Raw genomic sequence first — 22102 nt, forward strand, 5'->3', positions numbered from 1 at the left:
TGACAACGAATGAAAGAACCGGATACGCGCCGAGAACGCTCGGCAGAGACGCCACAGAACACGCCCAGCATGATGTACATTGACAGTTACGCCTGACGACCATAGCCTGCGTGAACCACCCGATCCCTTGCCGAACTCGGAAGTGAAACCGCAACGCGCCGATGGTAGTGTGGGGTCTCCCCATGCGAGAGTAGGTCATCGTCAGGCACCTATCCGAAAAATCCCCCGTCTCCTCGAGGCGGGGGATTTTTTTCGTGCATGCGAAATTGCGTCGAGCGATGCAGTGCCCGGCGTGCGGCCTTGGCGACTTTTATGCCAGAATGCGTTTCTCAAGGAGGATTGCCATGACCCAAATGCGCTGGGAGCAGCTGCTCTCGCCCCGCCGGCTGCACGACAAACGCTCGTCGAGCAATCGCGAGATCGGCCGCACCCCGTTTCACAAGGACCACGACCGCATCGTCTTCTCGGGCTCGTTTCGCCGCCTGGGGCGCAAGACCCAGGTGCACCCGCTGACCGAGAACGACCATATCCACACTCGCCTGACCCATTCGCTGGAAGTCGGCTGTGTGGGACGGTCGCTGGGCATGATCGTGGGAGAGCTGCTGAGCGATCACCTGCCCGAGTGGATCACCCCGGCGGATCTGGGCGTGATCGTGCAGACCGCCTGCCTGGGTCACGATATCGGCAACCCGCCTTTCGGCCACGCTGGCGAGTACGCCATTCGCGACTGGTTTCGCCGCGCCCAGGGCAGCGGGCTGCTCGACGGGATGACCGATGCCGAGCGCGAAGACCTGCTCACGTTCGAGGGCAACGCCCAAGGCTTTCGTGTCATTACCCAGATCGAGTACAACCAGTTCAACGGCGGCATGCGCCTTTCCGCGGCCGCGCTCGGTACGCTTTTGAAATACCCGTGGACGGTGCGCTATGGCGGGCGCATGGGCAAGTTCGGCTGCTACCAGTCCGAACAGCCCCTGCTCGAAGAAGTGGCCGAGGCAGTGGGGCTGCTGCCCCAGGGCGAGCAGCGCTGGTGTCGTCACCCGCTGGCCTGGCTGGTCGAAGCCGCCGACGATATTTGCTACGCGTTGCTCGACCTGGAAGACGGGCTGGAAATGGGCATCCTGCGCTATGAAGAGGTGGTGGAAATCCTGCGCCAGATTGCCGGTGAGTTCCCGCCTGAGTACCAGGCAATGCTCGAGCGCAACGTCTCCCAACGCCGACGTATTGCACTATTGCGCGGTGCGGCTATGGAGCGGGCGGTCAACGAGGTGGGCAGCGTCTTCGTGCAGAACGAGCAGGCGCTGTTGAGCGGCACGCTTTCCGACGACCTGCTGGAGCTTTGCCATCCGGATCTCGGTTGGGGAGTGCAGGCAGCCAAGCAGCTCGCCCGCGAACGCATCTTCCAGAACGAGCGCAAGGCGAAGCTCGAGATCGGCGCCTACACCACGCTCGGCATTCTGCTCGAGGCGTTCATCGGTGCCGCTCACGAGCTGCACCATACCGGGCAGAGCTCCTTCAAGCACCAGCGGGTGCTGGCATTGATCGGCGAGAACACGCCGCTACCTTCCTGGACGCTCTACGACAGCTACCGGCGCATGCTCGATTTCATCGGCGGGATGACCGACCACTACGCGGTGGATCTGGCCCAGGAGATGGGCGGGCGACTGCGCGGCGACTAGCTCACACCGAGGGCTTGCTCAGGTGAGCAAGCTCCATCTGCCGTGAACGCTCCAGCAGCACGTGGATCACCTTGCCGTGGATGGCGTCGCTGAGTGGCCCTGGCGTCAGCTCGCTCAACTGGCGCGACAGCTGTTCGCCGCTGACCACCAGTACGTCCGGTGAAGCCTCGGAGGTATCCACTTCCCAGCCGGGCAGCACCAGCACGCCCTTTACCTTGACAGGCACGCCGCAGCGCCGCTCCAGCCACTGGCTCAGCCAGCTCACGCCCTGGCGGGTCTTGTGCAGAGGGCGGCGCTCCTGCCAGTGAGGAAAGCGCAGCCGCTCACGCTCGACCATCACGCGGTTGAGCTCCTTGCCTTCGGTGTTGATGGCAAGCGTTCGAGCGCGGGTTTCCACCACGAAGACGCCGTGGGGCGTGACCACCACATGGTCGATGGTGAAACTGTCGGTCGGCACGTCGTGAAACACGTAATAGGGGTGCGCTTCGGGGCGAATCAGCCGCTCGAGCTCCTGGCCCACAGCCAGCTCGCAGGCAAGGCCCAGCTTGAGCCGGCGGATGCGCTGGTAGTCGCGAATCAGCAGCAGCGAGAACGTCACCACCAGCAGCGTGCTGAGAAGGCCATACAATGCCCACTCCATCCACTCCTGGTGTACCACGAAGAGCATGCGGCCCATACCGTAGACCAGTGGGGCGAGGCTTATGATCGGCCCCAGCGCGCCGTTGAGAAACAGATTGGAAAAGGCCTGATCGAGTCGTTGGCGAAGCGCTTGGCCGGGCTCGCGCAGCGGCGCGTCGAAGGGGGACTTGACGCGCGCGTCATGAAGGCTGCGAAGCGCCAGAACGATACCGGCCATTGCCGCCATCGGAAACAGGAAAATCAGCGGTAGCAAGTATTCCAGCCAAACCATTGCAGTGCCTTACTGGTAAGCAGAGTCGCTCTGCGGTTGTTGTCCGGCGCGCGTTCAGCCTCCCGCCAGCTTGACCTTGTAGCCCATCGCCTCAAGCGCCGCCTTCAGCGTATCACGATGATCCCCCTGAATCTCGATGACAGCGTCCTTCACCGCGCCGCCGGTACCACAGCGTTTCTTGAGCTCCTTGGCCAGCGCCGTGAGTTCCTTCACGGGAAGTGCAATACCGCTGAGAGTGGTCACGCCCTTGCCCTTGCGCCCGCTGGTCTCGCGTCGAATGCGCACGATGCCGTCGAGGGCGGCCAGGCGCGCCTGCTCGCTGTCGTCCTCGCAGCGGCACTGGTCGATAGGCTCGCGGCATTCGGGGCAGATCTTGCCTTGGTCGGTGGAGTATACAAGACCACCCAGCTGGTCACGTAATGAAGCCATGGGATTTCTCTACTGGTTTACTTGCCAAACGAATAGGCCGGCATCGCCGCGCCTTCGTGTTCGCAGGCCAACTGCTCGATCACGTCGGCGACCTGGCGCATGCTGCGAATCTCGATGGCGCCGGCCGGGGTCGTCTCCCGCTCGGGAAAGCGGTTGAGATGAATCACCGTCATCCCGGCCTTGAGCGCCGCGCGCACGCCGACCAACGCATCGTCGATGGCGATGCACTCGTCGGCGCTATAGCCCATGATACTGGCTGCGTGCAGGTGAAGACAGGGTTCGGGCTTCCAGCAGTTGGCGGTATAGCCGCTGAAGAAGCGCTTGCCGAAATAGCCCGTCAGTCGGGTCGCCTTCAACGCCGCCTGGATCTTGCTCTCGGGACCGTTGGAAACCACGGCGCTGGGGAAATGGCGTAGCGTGTCGAGCGCGTCGCGCGCGCCGGGCAGCGTGGTGAGTTCCTGGGTCAGGCGCGTGGCGAGGGTTTCGCGCATGGTGCGCTCTGCGCGCGCCAGGGCCTCGCTATCCACCGGACCGAAGCGCGCCTGAAGCTCGGCGACGATGTTGCGAAAGCGGGCGCCACGAAATTCGCCCATGTAGTCGCGAGGTTCGAAGGGAAGACCCACGGCGTTCAAGGCCGTCGCCATCTCTTCGGCTAGAAGGGGTTCGCTGTCAACCAAAGTGCCATCACAATCGAACAACAAGAGTGGGAGCGGCATCGGTGATCCTTGCAGCGGCAGGCTGCCTGTGTTGAGAAAAGCCGACTAACGTCCTATTGAACGAGATTTTCGGGCCTTTGTGAACACTGTTTTATAATTTTTTTGCAACTAATGTCTGATACTGCCGCGTGCGAATACCGTCGTTACGTCGTCATGTTCGAAAAAAGAGTGTCAAAATCGCCACATGCGTTCATACCCGGCATGGCATGCCGCGTCAGCGTGAAAGTCGCCGCGAGTTGGCGCGGCTGCGACGGTGGTAAGGCGAGAGCGCCTGCTGGCTGGTGACCCACCAAGGCGCATAGCGACCGTTGAGCGCGCCGAAGAACGCCTTCTGCATCGCCAGGCTCGCTTCCACGCTCGCCTCGATCTTCTCGGTCACCATGCGCTGGTTCTCGAGCATCATCGAGGGGCTGAAGAACGGCTGCGTCTGCCATAGATGCTGACGCTGGGCGATCGTCGAAAGCGATGTGCTCCACAGCTCCAGCGCCATCATGCCGGCACTGTAGATGCCCATCATGGGCAGGAAGGGGGCTGTGAACGGCGAGGCTGAAGGCTTCATGGTGGCTACCTGCGGCTGGCTTGCGTGAAGGGAATAGGCATGAAGCCATACTACACCGATGCTGCGATGCAGCAAGATGCCGGTACGCTAGAGCAAATAAAAAAAGGCGGTTGAGGCCGCCTTTCATCGTTCAGCAGGGTAGAAGGCTTACTTGACCTTCGGGTCCAGCTCGCCGCGCGCGTAGCGCTCGTACATCGCGTCCAGACTGATCGGCTTGATCCGGCTTGCGTTGCCAGCGGTGCCGAAGGCCTCGTAGCGGGCGATGCACAGGTCGCGCATGGCCGTCACGGTCTCTTTCAGGAACTTGCGCGGATCGAACTCGGACGGGTTCTGAGCCATGAAGCGGCGCACCGCGCCGGTGGAGGCCAGACGCAGATCGGTGTCGATATTGACCTTGCGCACACCGTACTTGATACCCTCGACGATCTCCTCGACCGGTACGCCGTAGGTTTCCGGAATCTCGCCGCCGTACTGGTTGATCACCTCGAGCCACTCCTGGGGCACCGAGGAGGAGCCGTGCATGACCAGATGGGTGTCCGGAATGCGCGCGTGGATCTCCTTGATGCGCTGGATCGACAGCGTATCGCCGGTCGGCGGCTTGGTGAACTTGTAGGCGCCGTGGCTGGTGCCGATGGCGATGGCCAAGGCATCAACGTGGGTCGCCTTGACGAACTCGGCGGCCTCTTCCGGATCGGTGAGAAGCTGCTCCATGTCGAGCTTGCCCTCGGCGCCGATGCCGTCCTCTTCACCGGCCATGCCGGTTTCGAGGCTACCCAGGCAGCCAAGCTCGCCTTCGACGGAAACGCCACAGGCGTGAGCCATCTCGACCGTGCGACGCGTGACGTCGACGTTGTAGTCGTAGTCCATCGGCGTCTTGCCGTCTTCACCCAGCGAGCCGTCCATCATCACCGAGGAGAAACCGAGCTGGATCGAGCGCTGACAGACCGCGGGGCTCGTGCCGTGGTCCTGGTGCATGACCACCGGAATGTGTGGGAACTCCTCGACGGCCGCCAGGATCAGGTGGCGAAGAAACGGGGCGCCGGCGTACTTTCGCGCGCCTGCCGAGGCCTGGACGATCACCGGCGAGTCGGTCTTGTCCGCCGCTTCCATGATGGCGCGCATCTGTTCGAGGTTGTTGACGTTGAACGCCGGAATGCCATAGCCGCGTTCGGCGGCGTGGTCGAGCATCTGACGCATGCTGATCAAAGCCATGAAATCACCTTGGGTTGTCGGGGGTTGGGATCGGTGGATGTAGGGTCAGGCGCCGCGCGCGGCCGCTTCCAGCGCCGTCACGGCGGGCAGCTCTTTGCCCTCGACGTACTCGAGGAAGGCGCCGCCGCCCGTGGAGATATAGGAGACGCGATCACCGATGGCGTACTTGTCGATCGCCGCCAGCGTATCGCCGCCGCCGGCGATCGAGAACGCCGGGCTATCTGCGATGGCTTTCGAGAGCGCTTCGGTGCCCTTGCCGAACTGGTCGATCTCGAACACGCCGACCGGCCCGTTCCACAGGATCGTGCCCGCGTCCTTCAAGAGCCCCGCCAGGCGACCGGCGGTGTCCGGGCCGATGTCCAGGATCATCTCGTCGTCGGCGACCTGATCGACCGGCTTGACCGTCGCCTCGGCGGACTCGGAGAACTCGGTCGCCACCACCACGTCGGTGGGAATCGGGATATCGACGTTGGCCATCAGCGCCTTGGCCTGATCGAGTAGCTCCGCCTCGTAAAGCGACTTGCCGACATTATAGCCCGCCGCGGCGATGAAGGTGTTGGCAATGCCGCCGCCGACGATCAGCTGGTCGCACTTCTCGGACAGCGCGTTGAGCACCTCGAGCTTGGTCGACACCTTCGAGCCGCCGACGATGGCGACCATCGGCCGCTTGGGCGTGGCCAAGGCCTTTTCCAGCGCTTCAAGCTCGCCGGCGAGCAGCGGGCCGGCGCAGGCGGTGGGCGCGAAGCGCGCAACGCCATGGGTCGAGGCCTGGGCGCGGTGGGCGGTGCCGAAGGCGTCCATCACGAAGACGTCGCACAGCGCGGCATAGCGCTTGGCGAGGTCCTCGTCGTCTTTCTTCTCGCCGCTATTGAAGCGCACGTTCTCGAGCAGCACCACGTCGCCCTCCTCGAGGGCGGGCGCGGTCTCGAGGTAGTCGGTCGAGAGCGCGACGGGCTGGCCGAGCAGCTCGGCCAGGTGACGGGCGACCGGCGCAAGCGAAAACTCCTCGGCGCTCTCGCCTTCGGTGGGCCGGCCCAGATGGCTCATCAGCATCACCTTGGCACCGGCCTTCACTGCCGCCTGGATGGTCGGCAGCGCGGCGCGCAGGCGCGCGTCACTCGATACGCGGCCCTGCTTGATCGGCACGTTGAGATCCTCGCGGATCAGCACACGCTGCCCTTTCAGCGACAGTTCGGACATCTTTTGCACGTTCATCTAAGCGGCTTCCTTGTGGTTGAACGGTGAAGCGGCGAGCCTTCAAGCGTCTCGGCCGGCCTCGAGGTCGGCCAGGTGTCGAGCGATATCCAGCATGCGATTGGCAAAGCCCCACTCGTTGTCGAACCAGCAGAGCAGTTTCACCAGGCGCTTGCCGGCGACGCGCGTCTGCGTGGCGTCCAGAATGCCCGAGTGCGGGTCATGATTGAAGTCGATCGAGGCCATCGGCGCCTCGGTGTAGCCCAGAACGCCGGCCAGGCGCGTCTCGGCCACGCCCTTGAGCAGCGCGTTGACCTCTTGGACGTCGGTATCGCGACGCACGGTGAGCGCGGCGTCCATCGCCGAGACGTTGATGGTCGGCACGCGTACGTGCAGGCACTCGAAGCGTCCGGTGAGGGCGGGCATCAGGCGGCTGATGCCGACGGCCAGGCCCGTGTCCACCGGCACGATCGAGTGCATCGCCGAGCGGGTTAAGCGTAGATCGGTCTGGTGGTAGGCATCGATCACCGGCTGGTCATTCATCGCCGAGTGAATGGTGGTGGTCACCCCGTGCTCGAGGCCCAGCGCCTCGTCGAGCACGGTCAGAAGCGGCACCAGGCAGTTGGTGGTGCACGACGCCGCCGAGAGGATGCGCTGATCGAGCGACAGCGCATCCTGGTTGATGCCCCAGACGATGGTGGCGTCGACATCGCTCTCCGCCGGCTGGGAGAACAGGAGCCGCTTGGCGCCGGCCTCGATGTGCCGCTCGGCGGTGGCGCGGTCCTTGAAGCTGCCGGAGCACTCGAGCACCAGGTCGATATCGAGCGCTTTCCAGGGGAGCCGCGCCGGGTCCGGCTCGTTGAGCACTTGAATCCGCCGACCGTCGACGATCAGCGCCTCGCCATCGCTGTCCACGACCCCGGGAAAGCGCCCGTGGGTGGTGTCGAAGCGCGTGAGATAGGTGATCGTGGCCAGATCCGACAGCTCGTTGATCGCCACGATCTCGAGCTCCGGGTGGCCGCGCTCGATTAGCGCGCGCAGCACGCACTGGCCGATGCGGCCGTAACCGTTGATGGCGATGCGATAGGCAGCGTTGGGGTCGGCCATGGAGGACGGCTCTTCAGGAAAGGGTGATGGCGCGGCGGCCGTAAGCTCGCGTGATCATAGCGTATTTCAAGGGCCGACTCCTACCAGGTGCCAGGCGAGCGGCAGAAAAAGCGCGGTGAAGATGCCTGTCAGGCTCATGCCGAGCGAGGCGAAGGCGCCAGCGGCGGGGCTCAGCTCGAAGGCTCGCACGGTGCCGATCGCGTGGCCGTTGAGCCCGAGGGCGAAGCCGATGATGCGCTCGTCCTCGATCTTCAACCACCGCGCGGCGGGGCCGGTGAACGCGGCGGTCGCCACCCCGGTCACCAGCAGCGCTCCCAGCATCAGCGCCACCGAGCCGCCGATCTGCTCGGTGATACCGATGGCGATGGGCGCGGTGACCGACTTGGCCGCCAGTGAAGCCAGAAGCGTTGGCGGCGCGCCCAGAAGCCAGGCCAGCCCCAGCGCGTAGCAGGCCGCCAGGCTCGCCGCGATAGGCAGACAGACGGCGAGCTCGCGCCACAGTGCGCGAATGTGCGGGCGCTGCTGGTAGAGCGGCAGCCCCAGCGCCACCGTGGCCGGGCCGAGCAGCAGCGTCAGCCACTCGGCTCCCTGCTGGTAGCGCGCGTAGGGCAGTTTGAGCAGCGCCAACAGCGCCGCCAGCAGAACGGCGGCGATCAGCACCGCCGGAAGCCAGGCCGGACGTTTCAAGCGCGTGAACAGGGCGTTGCCCGCCAGAAATGCTGCAAGCGTCAGAGCGATGGCAAACAGGGGCGTCGCGCTCAGCGTGGCGATGAGACCGTCAGCGGGCATGGCGGTTTTCCATCAGGCGCTTGAGCAGCCAAAGCGTGGTGGCAACGCTTGCCAGCGTGCCGAGAATCAGCGCGCCGAGAATGATCCACCACTGGCCGGCCAGCTCATCGAGGATGAAGAATACGCCCACCACGCCGGGCATGATCAGCATGGCCAGCATCGCGATCAAAGGCTGTGCTGCCGCACCAAGAGAGGCGGGGACGCGGCCCAGAACGATCAACGTGGCGGTCAGCGCGAGCATTCCCACCACGCCGGCGGAAACGGGCAGACCGGAGAGGTGGATCACCCCCTCCCCGATCAGGTAGTAGCCGATCAGCCACAGAAAACCGGTCAGCGCGGGCATTGTGGCCTGGCGTCCTTCAAAAGCGCGAGAGGATCAGCCCAGAAGCTCATTGGCCTGGGTGACGATGTTCTCCACGGTGAAGCCGAAGTGCTTGAACAGGTCCCCCGCCGGTGCGGACTCACCAAAGGTGGTCATGCCGACGATTCGCCCGTCGAGGCCGACGTACTTGTACCAGTAGTCGCCGTGGGCCGCTTCGATAGCGATGCGCCGGGTCACCGCGCGCGGCAGCACGCTTTCACGGTAATCAAGGTCCTGCTCGTCGAAGCGGTCGGTCGAAGGCATCGATACCACGCGCACCGCGTGGCCTGCCTGTTCGAGCTCGGCAGCGGCGTCCATGGCGAGCCCCACTTCCGAGCCGGTGGCGATCAGGATCAGCGCCGGGGTGCCTTCTGCATCCTTCAGCACGTAGCCACCGCGCTGGATGTGGGCCAGCTGCGCCTTGCTGCGCGCCTGATGCGGCAGGTTCTGACGCGACAGGATCAGCGCCGTGGGGCCGGCATGGCGCTTGAGCGCCGCGTCCCAGGCCGCCATGGTCTCGACGGCGTCGCAGGGGCGCCAGGTCGAAAGGTTCGGCGTGGTGCGAAGGCTGGTGAGCTGCTCGATCGGCTGGTGGGTCGGGCCGTCCTCGCCAAGGCCGATGGAGTCATGGGTGAACACGTAGATCGCCTGGCGGCCGATCAGCGCGGCCATGCGCACGGCGTTGCGCATGTACTCCATGAAGATCAGGAACGTGGCGCCGTAGGGTACGAAGCCGCCGTGAAGGGCAATGCCGTTCATCACCGCGCCCATGCCGAACTCGCGCACGCCGTAGTGCAGGTAGCTGCCGCCGGGGTTCTCGGCGGTGATCGCCTGGGTGCCTTCCCAGAAGGTCAAATTCGACGGCGCGAGATCGGCGCTGCCGCCGAGAAGCTCGGGCATCTGCGGGCCGAGGGCGTTGAGCGCCAGAAGGGACGCCTTACGTGAGGCGATGCTCTCGCCTTTCTCCTGGGCCTTCTCGATCAGCGCCTCGGTGCCAAGCTCTGCCGGCAGTTCGCCCTTCATGCGGCGCTGGAATTCGCGGGCGAGTTCCGGGTGCGCCTCGGCGTAGCGCGCGAAGCGCTCTTTCCAGGCTTGCTGCTGCTTCTTGCCCTCTTCGCGGGCATCCCAGGCGGAGTAGATCGGCTCCGGAATATGGAAAGGGGCGTGCTCCCAGCCAAGCTCGCGGCGCGCGGCGGCGACTTCGTCGTCACCCAGCGGGGCGCCGTGGGCGTCCTCCTTGCCCTGCTTGTTGGGGGCGCCGAAGCCGATGATGGTCTTGCAGATGATCAGGCTCGGCTTGTCGCTCTGCTTGGCGAGCTCGATGGCCGCCTTGATCTCGTCGGGCTTGTGGCCGTCGACGTTGGGCACCACGTGCCAGCCGTAGGCCTCGAAGCGCTTGGCGGTATCGTCGGTGAACCAGCCCTCGACCTCGCCGTCGATGGAGATACCGTTGTCGTCGTACAGCGCGATCAGCTTGCCGAGCTGCTGGGTACCGGCGAGCGACGCCGCCTCGTGGGAAATACCCTCCATCAGGCAGCCATCACCCAAAAAGCACCAGGTGTGGTGGTCAACCACGGTGTGGCCGGGGCGATTGAACTGCGCCGCCAGCGTCTTCTCGGCGATGGCGAAGCCCACGGCGTTGGCAAAGCCCTGGCCCAGCGGCCCGGTCGTGGTCTCGATCCCTGGTGCGTAGCCGAATTCCGGGTGGCCGGCGGTGGGCGAGTGGAGCTGGCGAAACGCCTGCAGGTGTTCCAGGCTCACATCGTAGCCGGTGAGGTGCAAAAGCGAGTAGAGCAGCATCGAGCCGTGGCCGTTGGAGAGCACGAAGCGGTCTCGGTCGGCCCACTTGGGGTCTTCCGGGTTGTGCTTGAGGTAGTCGTTCCACAGCACCTCGGCGATGTCCGCCATGCCCATGGGGGCACCGGGGTGACCGGATTTGGCCTTCTGCACGGCATCCATGGAAAGGGCGCGAATGGCGTTGGCCAACTCGAAACGGGACGGCATGGAGTGCTCCTCGCTTGCAAACGGAAAACAGGTATCGACAACAGGAAAGGCGCCATTGTCGCTGACTTCCCCGGCCTCGGCAAATTATGCGGACACGTTGTGGGAAGAAGCGCGCCATATGTGTAAACTTCGGCTTCTGATGCGGCCTGGCCGCTTTACCACTCTGGCAGGGTGCCTCCTGTCATGATTTTCTTGAGGCTGTCACCTGACAGCCATCGTACGAGGGCCGAGCGCGCAATGAGCGAATATTCCCTGTTTACCTCCGAGTCCGTTTCCGAAGGGCACCCTGACAAGATCGCCGACCAGATTTCCGATGCGGTACTGGATGCGATCATCGCCCGGGACAAGCAGGCGCGCGTGGCCTGCGAGACCTTGGTGAAGACCGGTGTGGCGATCATCGCCGGCGAGATCACCACCTCCGCCTGGGTCGATCTGGAAACGCTGGTGCGCGACGTCATCACCGATATCGGCTATACCTCCTCTCAGGTCGGTTTCGACGGCGCCACCTGTGGCGTGGTGAACCTGATCGGCAAGCAGAGCGTGGAGATCGCCCAGGGCGTGGATCGCTCCAAGCCCGAGGATCAAGGCGCGGGCGATCAGGGCCTGATGTTTGGCTACGCCACCAACGAAACCGACTCCTACATGCCGGCGCCGATCCACTACTCCCACCGACTGGTGGAGCGTCAGGCGGAGCTGCGCAAGAACGGCCTGCTGCCGTGGTTGCGCCCGGACGCCAAGAGCCAGGTCACCTTCCGCTACGACGTAAACGGCCAGCCCTGCGGCGTTGACGCGGTGGTGCTCTCCACCCAGCACGACCCGGAGATCGCTCAGGAAGATCTGCGTCACATGGTCCAGCGCGAGATCATCGAGGAAGTGCTGCCCGCCGAGTGGCTCGACGAGAACACCCAGTACCACATCAACCCGACGGGCAAGTTCGTGATCGGCGGGCCGGTGGGCGACTGCGGCCTGACCGGGCGCAAGATCATCGTCGACACCTACGGTGGCATGGCTCGCCACGGCGGCGGTGCCTTCTCGGGCAAGGACCCCTCCAAGGTCGATCGCAGTGCCGCCTACGCCGGACGCTACGTGGCCAAGAACGTGGTCGCCGCAGGCCTTGCCGACAAGTGCGAGATCCAGGTGTCCTACGCCATTGGCGTGGCCGAGCCGACGTCCGTCTCGATTGACACCTTCGGCACCGGCAAGATCGACGATGCGACTATCGTCAAACTGGTGCGCGAGCACTTCGACCTGCGTCCCTACGCGATCACCAAGATGCTCGATCTCCTGCACCCGATGTACCAGCTCACCGCCGCCTACGGCCACTTCGGCCGCGAGCCTTTCGAGCACAGCTACACCTGGGTCGACGACAAGGGCGAGACGCAGACCGAAACTTTCACCGCCTTCCCTTGGGAGAAGATCGACAAGGCCGACGCCTTGAGAGCCGCCGCTGGCCTGTAAGCCGCTCGCTTCTTCCGACGACGCCCCCGTTGATAACGGGGGCGTTTTTTTTGGGCGAGCAGCGGTTTCTTGCCCTAGGCTTTGCTATGCATACTTAGGCTCGGGCCGCTGCCATGACAACGACGCACTCTTTCCGCTTGCCGCTGCTCGCCATCGCTCTGTGGCTGGCGCTGATATCACCTGCGGGCGCCAATACCTGTCCTGACTGGCCCGAGACGCGCCTGGAGCGCGAGGTCCAGGCGCTCGCCGAGCAGATCGCCTTATGGGATCTGAGCTATCACGGCGAAGGCGTCGCGCTGGTGGAGGACACCCTCTACGACCAGGCGGTCGCGCGCTTGAACCAGTGGCAGGCGTGCCTGGGCCAGTCGCCCACCTACCGGCCACTGCAGAACGTGGTCACCACCTCTACCAGCCGCGCTCACCCTGCCGCCCAGACCGGGCTCGAGAAGACCGACGAGGCCGGCGTGCGCCGCTTCACCACCCGGCGCGAGAACCTGTGGATCCAGCCCAAGGTGGACGGCGTGGCGGTAACGCTACGCTATGTCGCGGGAGAGCTCGTCGAGGCCGTCAGCCGGGGCGACGGCGAGCGCGGCCAGGACTGGACCGCCCGGGCCCGCGCGCTGCCCGCGGTACCCGAGCGGCTGCCCGAGGCGCGCGATGCGATCCTCCAGGGCGAGCTCTACTGGCGCCTGGAGGAGCACGTGCAGTCCCGCTCGCCGGAAAGCGGCGCTCGCGGGCTGGTCGCCGGCGCCATGGCACAGCAGTCGCCGGATGACGCCGTGCTCGCGCAGGTTGGCCTGTTCGTCTGGGACTGGCCGGACGGCCCCACGGACATGGCCTCGCGTCTCTCGGGCCTCGCGGCACTGGGGTTTGATACCGCCGACTACACCTACCCGCTGGACGACACTCGCGACGCCGCCTACTGGCGCCGGCACTGGTTCGACGCGCCGCTGCCCTTCGCCACCGACGGCGTGGTGATCAAGCAGGCCGAGCGCCCGGGTATTCGGCGCTGGTCGAGCTCGCCGCCGGCCTGGGCGGTCGCCTGGAAGTACCCGCCGGCGAAGGCGCTGGCCGAAGTGCGTGGCGTGGAGTTTCGCATCGGCCGCACCGGGCGGATCACGCCACTGGTCTGGCTCTATCCGGTCGAACTCGATGGCCGGCGCATCAGCCGGGTGTCGCTGGGCTCGCTCGAGCGTTGGCAGGATTGGGACGTTCGCCCCGGTGACCAGCTCGCCGTCGAGCTCGCCGGGCAGACCATTCCCCGGGCGAGCAGCGTGGTCTGGCACACCCGCGAGCGCGCCGAGCTGACTCCGCCGGTGCCCGAGCGCTACCATCTATTGAGCTGCCTTTCGCTTGCGCCGGCGTGTCACGCTCAGCTGCTGGCGCGGCTGGTTCATCTGGGCGAGCGGCTGGGCATGGCCGGTGTGGGAGAGGGCACCTGGCGGGCACTGATCGACGCCGGGCTGGTCGACGACCTGCTGGCCTGGCAGCGCCTGGGCCGCGCCGACCTGCGTCAGGTGCCCGGCATCGGGCAAGCCCGGGCAGAGGCGCTGGCGCAGGCCTTTGGCGAGGCCAGGCACGCCTCTTTCGCGGCGTGGCTCGAGGCGCTCGGCACGCCGCCGGGCGGCGATGCGCGCCTGGGCGACTGGGAGGCGCTGAGTAACATGAGCGTCGATGAGTGGCGGGCCCGCCCCGGCGTCGGCGAGGTGCGCGCCGACGCCCTGGCCGCCTTCTTCGGCGACCCGCAGATCGACGCCTTCGCCACCCAGCTTCGCGCCTACGGCGTGGCGGGGTTCTAGCCCAGGCCGGTCAGTGAGAGCATCAGCCCGAGATAAAGCGGGATCAAGAGGGGCGCCAGCAGCGTGCTCACAAGCACCGCCAGTGCCCCTTTCTGCGGCTGGATGCCGAGCTCCATGGCGATCACCACCACGTTGGACGCCATGGGCACCACGCTCAGCAGCAAGAGCGCCATGCCGAGCTCGGCGGAAAGCGGAGCGACGGCGTCGAGTATCAGCACCACGCCGAGCATCATCACCGGCCAAAGCAGGTAGCGAAGCCCCACGCAGGCGGCCACGAAGCGTGTGTCCCAGGCATTGAGCCTCACCTGGCTCAGGGTCATGCCGATGATCATCATGCCCAGCAGCGTGTAGCTTGCCGGAAACACCTCGAGCGACGTCATCACCGGTGCCGGCAGGCGGATCGACAGCGCGCCAAGCAAAAGCGCCAGAGCGAAGGCGTAGAGCAGCGGCAGACGGCTGATCTTTACAAGGCTCTGGCGCACCGAGAACTGGCCGCGAGCGCTCAGGTAGAAGCCGACGGTGAACTCGTAGAGGTTGATGCCCAGCATGCAGAACAGATAGAGCGTGACGCCCTCCGGCGGCAGCAGTATCAGCGCGATGGGCAAACCGAAGTAGCCGGTGTTGCCGGTGCCCGAGGAGAACGCCAGAAGCGCCGCCTCGTGGGGGCCGAACACGCGCCGCGCGAGGTGGTTGACCGTCAGCGCCACGGCGCTGGTCAGCAGGAACAGCAAAAGCGTCAGCACCAGGTAGTTCGCCGTGGGCTCACCGTTCATCAGCGAACGAAACACGGTGAGCGGCGCGATCACGTAGACCAGCAGGGTCGCGATGGGGCGGGGGTCGACCGCCAGGCGGCGCGCGGCGATGAAGCCGAGCGCGACAAAACTCAACAGTGTCAGCAGTGGCCCCAGCAAGGTGGTCGGCGATAGGTCCATCGTGGTTTCCCGGTCGTCGGTGAATCGTGCTGGCCACTATGAGCCAGATTGAAGTGGTGGCGTGAAATCTTTCATTGGCCCTGGCGCTCGCCAAACGCCAGAATGGGCACGATACCACTTCTCAACGCCCGCACGAGGCCATCATGAACAGCCAAGAACATCCGTTAGGCATCAGCTTCGAATTCTTTCCGCCCAGCACCGATGCCGGCCGGGAGAAGCTGATTCATGTGCGCGATGAGTTGGCCGCCATCAACCCGCGTTTTTTCTCGGTCACCTACGGCGCCGGTGGCTCCACTCAGGCGCGGACTCGCGATATCGTGCGCCGGGTCAGTGAAAGCGGCGTCACTACCGCCCCGCATCTCTCCTGCATCGGCAGCGAGAAGGCCCAGCTGCGCGACCTGCTCGCCCAGTACCGTGAAGAGGGCGTATCGAGCCTGGTAGCGCTGCGCGGCGACCTGCCCTCGGGCATGGGCAGCATCGGCGAACTGCGCTATGCCAACGAGTTGGTCGAGTTCGTCCGTGCCGAAACCGGCGATCATTTCGAGATCGCCGTGGCGGCCTACCCGGAGTGTCATCCACAGGCGGTCAACCTGGACCGGGATGTGGACAACTTCGCGCGCAAGATGAAGGCCGGCGCCGACATGGCCATCACCCAGTACTTCTTCACAGCCGACGCCTACTTCCATTTCGTCGACAAGGCGCGTGCCCAGGGCATCACCCAGCCGATCATCCCCGGCATCATGCCGATCACCAACTACACCAAGCTTGCACGCTTCTCGGACGCCTGCGGCGCCGAGATCCCGCGCTGGCTTCGCAAGCAGCTCGAGGCGCTCGGTGATGACCGCGAAGCGATCGGTGATTTCGGTACCGAGGTGATCAGCCGACTCTGCCAGCGCCTGCTCGATGGCGGCGCCCCGGGGCTGCACTTCTACACCCTGAACCAGTCCGCGCCGGTGCTGAAAGTGGTCAAGAACCTGGCGGGCTGATCGCGGCCTGCCCATCGAAAACGCCCGCAAGGCAGAGCCTTGCGGGCGTTTTTCGTTCACGGGATGATCAGGTGGGGTGGGGCGAGGAGGCGAACTGGCGCCGCTGCAGGACGAACAGTGCCGCAGCGATGGCGAGTCCCGCTATATCGGTATAGATACCGCCATAGATCAAGAACATCGCCCCGACCAGCATCACCAGGCGGGCGATACCGTTGACCGGTCCGAAGAACCACTTCTGCACCACGCCGGAAAGCAGCACGATGCCGAGCGTGGCGGTCACGCCCACGCGCAGGATCTGCAGCGCCGAGCCTTCCATCAGCATGGCCGGGCTATAGAAGAACATGAACGGCACGATGAAGGCTGCAAGACCGATCTTGAACGACGCCACCGAGGTGCCCATCGGGTTGTCGCCGGAGATGCCCGCCGCCGCGTAGGAAGCCAGCGCCACCGGCGGGGTGATCGCCGACACCACCGCGAAGTAGAACACGAAGAAGTGCGCCACCAAAGGCTGGATGCCGATGTTGATCAAACCCGGTGCGACTACCGACGCCGCTACCGCGTAGGCGGCGGTGGTCGGCATGCCCATGCCGAGCAAAATACTGATCAGCATGGCGAACACCAGCGCCAGCAGCTGGCTCACGCCGGCAAGTCCGAGCAGCAGCGACGAAAAGCGCGCGCCGACCCCGGTCAGCGAGATGACGCCGACGATCAGGCCCGCGCAGGCGCACACGGCGATGATCTGGATCGACATGGTGCCGGCAAGCTGCAGCGCCTTGAGGATCGACCGAATGCCCATCTTGTGCGGCGAGATCCAGCTCACCACCGCCGCCGAGGCGGTTGCCAAGGTGCCCGCGCGAATCACCGAGTAGCCCATGAACAGCGCCGCAACCAGAATGATGATCGGCGCGAATAGATAGGCCTGCTTCACCAAGTGGGAAAAGCGCGGAATCTCGTCGCGGCGCATGCCGCGCATGCCCTTGCGAGCGGCCTCGAAGTCCACCATGAAGTAGATCGAGGCGAAGTAGAGGATCGCCGGAATCAGCGCGGCGATGGCGATCTCGGTGTAGGGAATGCCGGTGACTTCCGCCATGATGAACGCGCCCGCGCCCATGATCGGCGGCATGATCTGCCCGCCGGTGGAGGCCGCCGCCTCGATGGCGCCAGCGCTGCGCGCGGGATAGCCCACTTTCTTCATCAGCGGAATGGTCAAGGAGCCCGTCGACACCACGTTACCGGCGGAGGTGCCGTTGATCATGCCCATCAGGCCCGAGGCGAAGATCGACACCTTGGCAGGCCCCCCACGGGCGCGCCCGGCGGCGGCGAAGGCGAAGTTGACGAAGTAGTCGCCCACTTTCGAGGCCTGCAGGAACGCGGCGAAGATGATGAACAGGATGATATAGGTCGAGGAGACCGCCGTGGTCGGCCCGAGGATGCCGGCGTCGGTGTAGACCTGGCTGAAGAAGCGCTGCAGCGACAGCCCCGGGTAGCCCAGAAAGCCCGGTAGATAAGGCCCGGCGAAGACGTAGACCAGAAACACCGCCGAGATCACCACCAGGGCAAGGCCTGCCACGCGCCGGGTCAGTTCGAGAATCAGCAGCGAGCCGGCGATCGCCGCCCAGGAGATGCCGATCGGCGCAAACGAGGTGCCGGTCGAAGCGCGCAGCGGCGTGTTGTAGATCAAAAGCAGATAGCCCGCCGTTGCCAGCGCGCACACCATCAGCACCAGATCCGCCGGGTTGAAGCGGTGGCGCGCCTGGCGCAGGAACCAGGAGAGCACGATGGCCGCCGCAGTGGTCGCCATCAAGGGGTAGCCGAAGTGCAGGCTCTCGATGGCCGGGTCGATGCGCATCGCCCCGCCGCTCAGGGTCTGGTGCATCATGAAGACCTGGAACAGCGTGTACGCGGCGGGGATCAAGAGCGCCAGCGCCACGCCCTTGAGCCAGGCGGGCGAGGCCACGGCCTCGCTTTCGGCGAAGCGGGCGCCGGCAAAGAGGCCGTAGCCGAGAATCAGGGCACCGGCGATGTGCACGATGCGAAACGACCAGGTCTCGATCGGATAGATGTTCAGCGAGAACAGGTGAAAACCTGAGTAGGCGATCGCCAGTCCCGCGAAGAGCAGAAACTGCCAGCCGGCGAACACCCGGCGGTTGGGTTCGACGACCTCCTCGTCCACGCCATCGGCGATGGCGGCGGTGGACGTGGCGACCGGGTGATCTTCATCCTGAACAGCGTGCGGGATGGGGTCGGTTTTGTGACTCATCAGAGGTCACCCTCACAACAGTGCGGTAATGGGGGAGGAGCAAAACTGCCCCGCCGGCGTACCGGTCGGGGCAGCTCGAAGGTGTGGTCGACTTACTTGATCAAGCTGTCGTCGATCTCGTAGCCGTTCTCTGCGTACCAGCGCGCCGCGCCCGGGTGGAAGGGCAGCACGGTGTTGTGAACGACGTTCTCGGGAATGGTGGTCTCGGCGCTTCTGTGGATCGAGCGCATGCGGTCGTTGTTCTCCATGGTGGCCTTGGTGACTTCATAAACGAAGTCTTCGGGCAGGTCGCACCCGGCCATGGCGAAGTTCCACATGGAGACGACCTGGGAGTCCTCGGTCAGGGTAGTGTAGGTGCTGGCCGGAATGGCGAACTCCGCGACCGGGTAGGCCTCGAGTACAGTGGCGAGCTCTTCATCGCTGAAGGGAATGATGTTGACGTCGGTCTGAACCTCGAGCTGGCTGACCGCCGGTAGCGGAATACCCGCAGCGAAGGCGATGACGTCGAGCAGGCCGTCCTGAAGCTGGCCGCCGAGATCCGACCAGCCGCCGTTTCTGCGCTCGAAGTTCACGCCCAAGGTCTCCAGCATCGCCGGGAAGTACGTGTCCGAGGTGGAAGCGGCGGGACCGAAGCCGATACGCGCGCCGTCGGGAATGTCGGAGATCGACTCGATGCCGGAGCTTGAAAGGGCGGTGATCGAGAACGGCGTCTCGTACATCGGGAACAAGGCGCAGACGTTGTCCATCACCAGGCCCGGGGCCAGCGGGCTCTCGCCGTTCATGGCGTCGGCGGCGGGGCCCATGGTGGTCAGGCCGAAGGCCATGTCGCCCGAATGCACCAGCGCCAGGTTCTGGGTCGGGCCGCCGGTGACTTCGCCGCCGCCGGAAAGCCCCAGCTCGTCGGCGATGAAGTTGGCCCAACCGGAACCGTAGACGAAGTAGGTGCCGCCCTGGCTTGCGGTACCTACGGTGAAATTCTGTGGCCAGTCGGCGCGGTCGGCCTGGGCGCCGGTGGCGGCGAAGAGGGCGCTGCCGGCCAGCAGCAGGGCGGTCTTGGGCATGGTGTGGCGCATGGCGATATATCCTGGGCTGTTATTAATAGAGAAGCGGGCGGCGTTTGTAGCGTACCCGTCGTCCAAGCAGCCTGTGTATAGCGATTAACGTGCCACGGGGTTTTAAAGCTTTTTAAAACAGATGGTTGAAATTTTATCCTGCAACTTTGGTAGAAAACGCCGAAGCGGTGAGTGGCTGGCTTGCCGCACACGAAAGCCCCGCCGATGTGCGGTTTTACGCACACCGGCGGGGCTTTCATCGATCATATTTGGCGGGCGTCGCTCAGCGCTTGGGATCGAGGATACGAACCGGCTGCACGTCCTGGCGTTTCTGGTCGTCGCGGAGCTGGTTCACGCGGGTGGTCAGCTCCGCGGAGTTCTCCTCCTCGATGGGCAATTGCTCGAAGAAATCGCAACTCACGCATTCACGGTAGCGAATGCCGTTCTGTTCCCAGGCGCGGATGCGATCCATCTGCGCGCAGCGCGGGCAGGTCACCCCGGCGATAAAGCGTTTGACACTCGACATGGTTTCTCCCGGGCGCAGCGGGCCGCGCCCCTTGGTCGTTGAATCCGGCCGTTGAATCCGGTCAGGCGGCGCGGATGCCGCTGTGGCGCAAGAGCGGCTCGACGCTCGGCTCGCGCCCGCGAAACGCCTCGAACAGCGCGGCCGCGTCTTCGCTGCCGCCCTTTTCGAGAATCTGCTGGCGAAAGCGCGCACCGGTGGCCGGGTCGAAGATGCCGGCCTCCTCGAAGGCGCTCCAGGCATCCGCCGAGAGCACTTCCGCCCACTTGTAGCTGTAGTAGCCCGCCGCGTAGCCGCCGGCGAAGATATGGCTGAAGCCGTTCTGGAAGCGGTTGAAGGCGGCGGCCGGCACCACCGAGGTCTGGCGGCGCACCTCGTCGAGCAGCGCCTGGACATCCGCCGCCGTCGGTGTCTCGAGCTCGTGGTGCAGGCGCAGGTCGAAGATCGAGAACTCTAGCTGGCGCATCATGCCCATGGCGGACTGGAAATTCTTGGCTGCCATCAGGCGCTCGAACAGCGCCTCGGGCAGCGGTTCGTCGGTGTCCACGTGGCGGGCCAGCAGGTCGAGCCCTTCGCGTTCCCAGCAGTAGTTCTCCATGAACTGGCTGGGCAGCTCGACGGCGTCCCAGGCCACCCCGTTGATCCCGGAAATATCGGCGATCGTCTGCTTGGTGAGCATGTGATGCAGGCCGTGGCCGAACTCATGGAACAGCGTTGTCACTTCGTCGTGGGTCAGAAGCGCGGGCTTGCCGCCTACGGGAGCCGTGAAGTTGCAGGTCAGAAACGCCACCGGCCGCTGCAAGCCGTGTTCGCCTTCACGGCGCACGCGGCAGTCCGCCATCCAGGCGCCGCCGCGCTTGCCTTCGCGGGCGTAGAGGTCGAGGTAGAAGCCGGCGATCGGCACGCCGTCGTCGAGAATCTCGAAATAGCGCACGTCCGAATGGTAGCGCGGAACGGTGGTGTCCTCTTCGACCTTCAGGCCGTAGAGGCGCTCGAGCACCTGGAAGAGTCCGTCGACCACGCGCGGGGCGGGGAAATAGGGGCGAAGCTGCTCCTGGTTGATCGCGTAGCGCGCCTCGCGCAGCTTCTCGCTGGCGTAGGCGACGTCCCAGGGTGCGAGGGTGTCGATGCCTAGCTCGTCGCGGGCGAAGCGCGCAAGCTCATCGAACTCCTCCTCGGCCTGGGGCTTGGCGCGGCGTGCCAGGTCGTCGAGAAATGCGAGCACCTGGGTCGGGGACTCGGCCATCTTGGTGGCCAGCGACAGGTCGGCGTAGGTCTCGAAGCCCAGCAGGTGGGCAAGCTCCTGGCGCAGCGCCAGAAGCTCCTCGATGATGGCGGCGTTGTCGAAGGTGCCGGCATTCGGACCCTGATCGGAGGCGCGGGTGACGAAGGCGGTGTAGACCTCCTCGCGCAGTGCCCGGTCGTCGGCGTAGCTGACGATCGGGAAGAAGCTAGGGAAGTCCAGCGTGATGCGATAGCCTTCGATGCCCTTCGCCTCGGCGAGCGCCTTGAGCGTCTCGCGGGCGCTCTGCGGCACGCCGGCCAGGCGCTCGTCGCTGTCGAGGTCCTTATACCAGGCCTGGGTGGCGTCGAGCACGTGGTTGGAGAACTGGTTGGAAAGGCTGGAAAGCCGCGCCTGGATCTCGCCGTAGCGGACTTTCTTGTCGGCGGGAAGATCGACCCCGGCGAGGCGGAAGTCGCGCAGGGCGTTCTCCACGGTGCGCTGCTGCCCGCGATCAAGCGTCGACCATGTCGGCTCCTGCTTCAGCGCCTGCCAGGCGTGAAAGTGCCCTTCGTGCTGGCCGACCCAGGTACCGAAGGCGGAGAGCTGCTCGATGCACGCTTCATAGGCCTTGCGCAGTTCCGGCGAGTTCATGGTGGCGTTGAGGTGTGCCACCGGCGACCACGCCTGGGAGAGACGATCGTTGACCGCCTCGAGCGGCGCGGCGAAGTTCTCCCAGGTGGGGGCTTGGGCCGTCGCCCGCTCGGCGAGCCGCTCGATGGCTTCGCGGCTTTCGGCGAGCAGCGCTTCGATAGCTGGCACCACGTGCTCGGCGCGAATCTCGGCGAACGGGGGAAGCGTATGCGACTCGAGCAGGGGGTTGCGGGACATGGGGCACCTCGTCGACAGAAAT

The 22102-nt window shown here is 65.2% G+C and carries 19 protein-coding genes and 1 rRNA gene; 5 read left to right on the plus strand and 15 right to left on the minus strand.

All coding sequences use genetic code 11. The features are described 5' to 3' along the window. The first annotated feature begins 91 nt into the window (after positions 1–91). Positions 92–207: ribosomal RNA gene (rrf, locus tag GEV37_RS16615) — 5S ribosomal RNA — on the plus strand. Positions 208–344: 137 nt separating this feature from the next. Next, on the plus strand, positions 345–1676 hold the full coding sequence (locus tag GEV37_RS16620) for a deoxyguanosinetriphosphate triphosphohydrolase (RefSeq protein ID WP_227391389.1): 1332 nt from the start codon (positions 345–347) through the stop codon (positions 1674–1676). A 1-nt stretch (position 1677) separates the two neighbouring features. On the opposite strand, the gene GEV37_RS16625 is transcribed toward GEV37_RS16620, so the two are convergent. The 10 genes from GEV37_RS16625 to tkt form a co-directional block, all read right to left on the minus strand. Further along, a complete protein-coding gene (locus GEV37_RS16625) occupies positions 1678–2586 on the minus strand; it encodes a nuclease-related domain-containing protein (RefSeq protein WP_227391390.1) in 909 nt (302 codons plus the stop codon). 54 nt (positions 2587–2640) lie between these two features. Then, complete coding sequence (locus tag GEV37_RS16630; protein WP_227391391.1) at positions 2641–3015, minus strand: translation initiation factor Sui1; 375 nt, start codon at positions 3013–3015, stop codon at positions 2641–2643. Positions 3016–3032: 17 nt separating this feature from the next. Then, the gene (locus tag GEV37_RS16635) at positions 3033–3731 is read right to left on the minus strand and encodes an HAD family hydrolase (RefSeq protein WP_227391392.1); all 699 of its coding nucleotides are present in this window, start codon (positions 3729–3731) and stop codon (positions 3033–3035) included. Positions 3732–3945: 214 nt separating this feature from the next. After that, complete coding sequence (locus tag GEV37_RS16640) at positions 3946–4290, minus strand: hypothetical protein (protein WP_227391393.1); 345 nt, start codon at positions 4288–4290, stop codon at positions 3946–3948. A 147-nt stretch (positions 4291–4437) separates the two neighbouring features. Beyond that, positions 4438–5502, minus strand: coding sequence for a class II fructose-bisphosphate aldolase (gene fba, locus GEV37_RS16645; protein WP_227391394.1), 1065 nt, complete (start codon positions 5500–5502; stop codon positions 4438–4440). A gap of 45 nt (positions 5503–5547) precedes the next feature. Then, entirely contained in the window at positions 5548–6717 is a 1170-nt protein-coding gene (locus tag GEV37_RS16650) for a phosphoglycerate kinase (protein WP_227391395.1), read from the minus strand. Between the two features lie 42 nt (positions 6718–6759). Then, positions 6760–7803 carry a type I glyceraldehyde-3-phosphate dehydrogenase gene (locus GEV37_RS16655; RefSeq protein WP_227391396.1) on the minus strand — a complete coding sequence of 348 codons (1044 nt, stop codon included), beginning with the start codon at positions 7801–7803 and terminating at the stop codon, positions 6760–6762. A 66-nt stretch (positions 7804–7869) separates the two neighbouring features. Then, entirely contained in the window at positions 7870–8592 is a 723-nt protein-coding gene (locus GEV37_RS16660; protein ID WP_227391397.1) for an LrgB family protein, read from the minus strand. Further along, entirely contained in the window at positions 8582–8935 is a 354-nt protein-coding gene (locus tag GEV37_RS16665; protein ID WP_227391398.1) for a CidA/LrgA family protein, read from the minus strand. Before GEV37_RS16665 ends, GEV37_RS16660 begins: the two co-directional genes overlap by 11 nt. 33 nt (positions 8936–8968) lie before the next feature. Beyond that, positions 8969–10957, minus strand: a complete 1989-nt coding sequence (gene tkt, locus GEV37_RS16670) for a transketolase (protein ID WP_227391399.1) — start codon at positions 10955–10957, stop codon at positions 8969–8971. A 237-nt stretch (positions 10958–11194) separates the two neighbouring features. Here tkt and metK point away from each other — a divergent pair, with 237 nt between their 5' ends. Both metK and ligB read left to right on the plus strand, forming a co-directional pair. Continuing rightward, positions 11195–12415 (plus strand): methionine adenosyltransferase, encoded by a 1221-nt coding sequence (metK, locus tag GEV37_RS16675; protein WP_227391400.1) that lies wholly within the window; start codon positions 11195–11197, stop codon positions 12413–12415. A gap of 113 nt (positions 12416–12528) precedes the next feature. After that, the gene (gene ligB / locus GEV37_RS16680; RefSeq protein WP_227391401.1) at positions 12529–14214 is read left to right on the plus strand and encodes an NAD-dependent DNA ligase LigB; all 1686 of its coding nucleotides are present in this window, start codon (positions 12529–12531) and stop codon (positions 14212–14214) included. Here the strand turns inward: ligB and GEV37_RS16685 are convergent. After that, the gene (locus GEV37_RS16685) at positions 14211–15146 is read right to left on the minus strand and encodes an AEC family transporter (protein WP_227391402.1); all 936 of its coding nucleotides are present in this window, start codon (positions 15144–15146) and stop codon (positions 14211–14213) included. The genes ligB and GEV37_RS16685 overlap by 4 nt on opposite strands. Before the next feature lie 143 nt (positions 15147–15289). Between GEV37_RS16685 and metF the strand changes: the two genes are divergently transcribed. Beyond that, on the plus strand, positions 15290–16132 hold the full coding sequence (gene metF / locus GEV37_RS16690) for a methylenetetrahydrofolate reductase [NAD(P)H] (protein WP_227391403.1): 843 nt from the start codon (positions 15290–15292) through the stop codon (positions 16130–16132). Between the two features lie 67 nt (positions 16133–16199). Here the strand turns inward: metF and GEV37_RS16695 are convergent, their stop codons facing one another. The 4 genes from GEV37_RS16695 to prlC all read right to left on the minus strand — a co-directional run bounded on the left by GEV37_RS16695 (position 16200) and on the right by prlC (position 22080). Beyond that, positions 16200–18392: a TRAP transporter permease gene (locus GEV37_RS16695; protein WP_227391404.1), complete on the minus strand. Its 2193-nt coding sequence runs from the start codon at positions 18390–18392 to the stop codon at positions 16200–16202. Positions 18393–18484: 92 nt separating this feature from the next. Then, the gene (locus tag GEV37_RS16700) at positions 18485–19465 is read right to left on the minus strand and encodes a TAXI family TRAP transporter solute-binding subunit (RefSeq protein WP_227391405.1); all 981 of its coding nucleotides are present in this window, start codon (positions 19463–19465) and stop codon (positions 18485–18487) included. A gap of 262 nt (positions 19466–19727) precedes the next feature. After that, entirely contained in the window at positions 19728–19970 is a 243-nt protein-coding gene (locus GEV37_RS16705) for a YheV family putative zinc ribbon protein (RefSeq protein WP_227391406.1), read from the minus strand. Positions 19971–20031: 61 nt separating this feature from the next. Continuing rightward, positions 20032–22080 carry an oligopeptidase A gene (gene prlC / locus GEV37_RS16710; RefSeq protein ID WP_227391407.1) on the minus strand — a complete coding sequence of 683 codons (2049 nt, stop codon included), beginning with the start codon at positions 22078–22080 and terminating at the stop codon, positions 20032–20034. Between the last annotated feature and the right edge of the window lie 22 nt (positions 22081–22102).

The sequence above is a fragment of the Vreelandella malpeensis genome (assembly GCF_020622355.1).
In the GTDB taxonomy this organism is placed as follows: domain Bacteria; phylum Pseudomonadota; class Gammaproteobacteria; order Pseudomonadales; family Halomonadaceae; genus Vreelandella; species Vreelandella malpeensis.

What these genes read in the sequence shown, in the direction of transcription:
- metF (WP_227391403.1), top strand. Translation starts at nt 15,290, where the DNA reads ATGAACAGCCAAGAACATCCGTTAGGCATCAGCTTCGAATTCTTTCCG.
- GEV37_RS16625 (WP_227391390.1), bottom strand. Translation starts at nt 2,586, where the DNA reads ATGGTTTGGCTGGAATACTTGCTACCGCTGATTTTCCTGTTTCCGATG.
- GEV37_RS16660 (WP_227391397.1), bottom strand. Translation starts at nt 8,592, where the DNA reads ATGCCCGCTGACGGTCTCATCGCCACGCTGAGCGCGACGCCCCTGTTT.
- GEV37_RS16630 (WP_227391391.1), bottom strand. Translation starts at nt 3,015, where the DNA reads ATGGCTTCATTACGTGACCAGCTGGGTGGTCTTGTATACTCCACCGAC.
- GEV37_RS16695 (WP_227391404.1), bottom strand. Translation starts at nt 18,392, where the DNA reads ATGAGTCACAAAACCGACCCCATCCCGCACGCTGTTCAGGATGAAGAT.
- metK (WP_227391400.1), top strand. Translation starts at nt 11,195, where the DNA reads ATGAGCGAATATTCCCTGTTTACCTCCGAGTCCGTTTCCGAAGGGCAC.
- tkt (WP_227391399.1), bottom strand. Translation starts at nt 10,957, where the DNA reads ATGCCGTCCCGTTTCGAGTTGGCCAACGCCATTCGCGCCCTTTCCATG.
- prlC (WP_227391407.1), bottom strand. Translation starts at nt 22,080, where the DNA reads ATGTCCCGCAACCCCCTGCTCGAGTCGCATACGCTTCCCCCGTTCGCC.
- GEV37_RS16620 (WP_227391389.1), top strand. Translation starts at nt 345, where the DNA reads ATGACCCAAATGCGCTGGGAGCAGCTGCTCTCGCCCCGCCGGCTGCAC.
- ligB (WP_227391401.1), top strand. Translation starts at nt 12,529, where the DNA reads ATGACAACGACGCACTCTTTCCGCTTGCCGCTGCTCGCCATCGCTCTG.
- fba (WP_227391394.1), bottom strand. Translation starts at nt 5,502, where the DNA reads ATGGCTTTGATCAGCATGCGTCAGATGCTCGACCACGCCGCCGAACGC.
- GEV37_RS16635 (WP_227391392.1), bottom strand. Translation starts at nt 3,731, where the DNA reads ATGCCGCTCCCACTCTTGTTGTTCGATTGTGATGGCACTTTGGTTGAC.
- GEV37_RS16655 (WP_227391396.1), bottom strand. Translation starts at nt 7,803, where the DNA reads ATGGCCGACCCCAACGCTGCCTATCGCATCGCCATCAACGGTTACGGC.
- GEV37_RS16640 (WP_227391393.1), bottom strand. Translation starts at nt 4,290, where the DNA reads ATGAAGCCTTCAGCCTCGCCGTTCACAGCCCCCTTCCTGCCCATGATG.
- GEV37_RS16665 (WP_227391398.1), bottom strand. Translation starts at nt 8,935, where the DNA reads ATGCCCGCGCTGACCGGTTTTCTGTGGCTGATCGGCTACTACCTGATC.
- GEV37_RS16685 (WP_227391402.1), bottom strand. Translation starts at nt 15,146, where the DNA reads ATGGACCTATCGCCGACCACCTTGCTGGGGCCACTGCTGACACTGTTG.
- GEV37_RS16650 (WP_227391395.1), bottom strand. Translation starts at nt 6,717, where the DNA reads ATGAACGTGCAAAAGATGTCCGAACTGTCGCTGAAAGGGCAGCGTGTG.
- GEV37_RS16705 (WP_227391406.1), bottom strand. Translation starts at nt 19,970, where the DNA reads ATGTCGAGTGTCAAACGCTTTATCGCCGGGGTGACCTGCCCGCGCTGC.
- GEV37_RS16700 (WP_227391405.1), bottom strand. Translation starts at nt 19,465, where the DNA reads ATGCGCCACACCATGCCCAAGACCGCCCTGCTGCTGGCCGGCAGCGCC.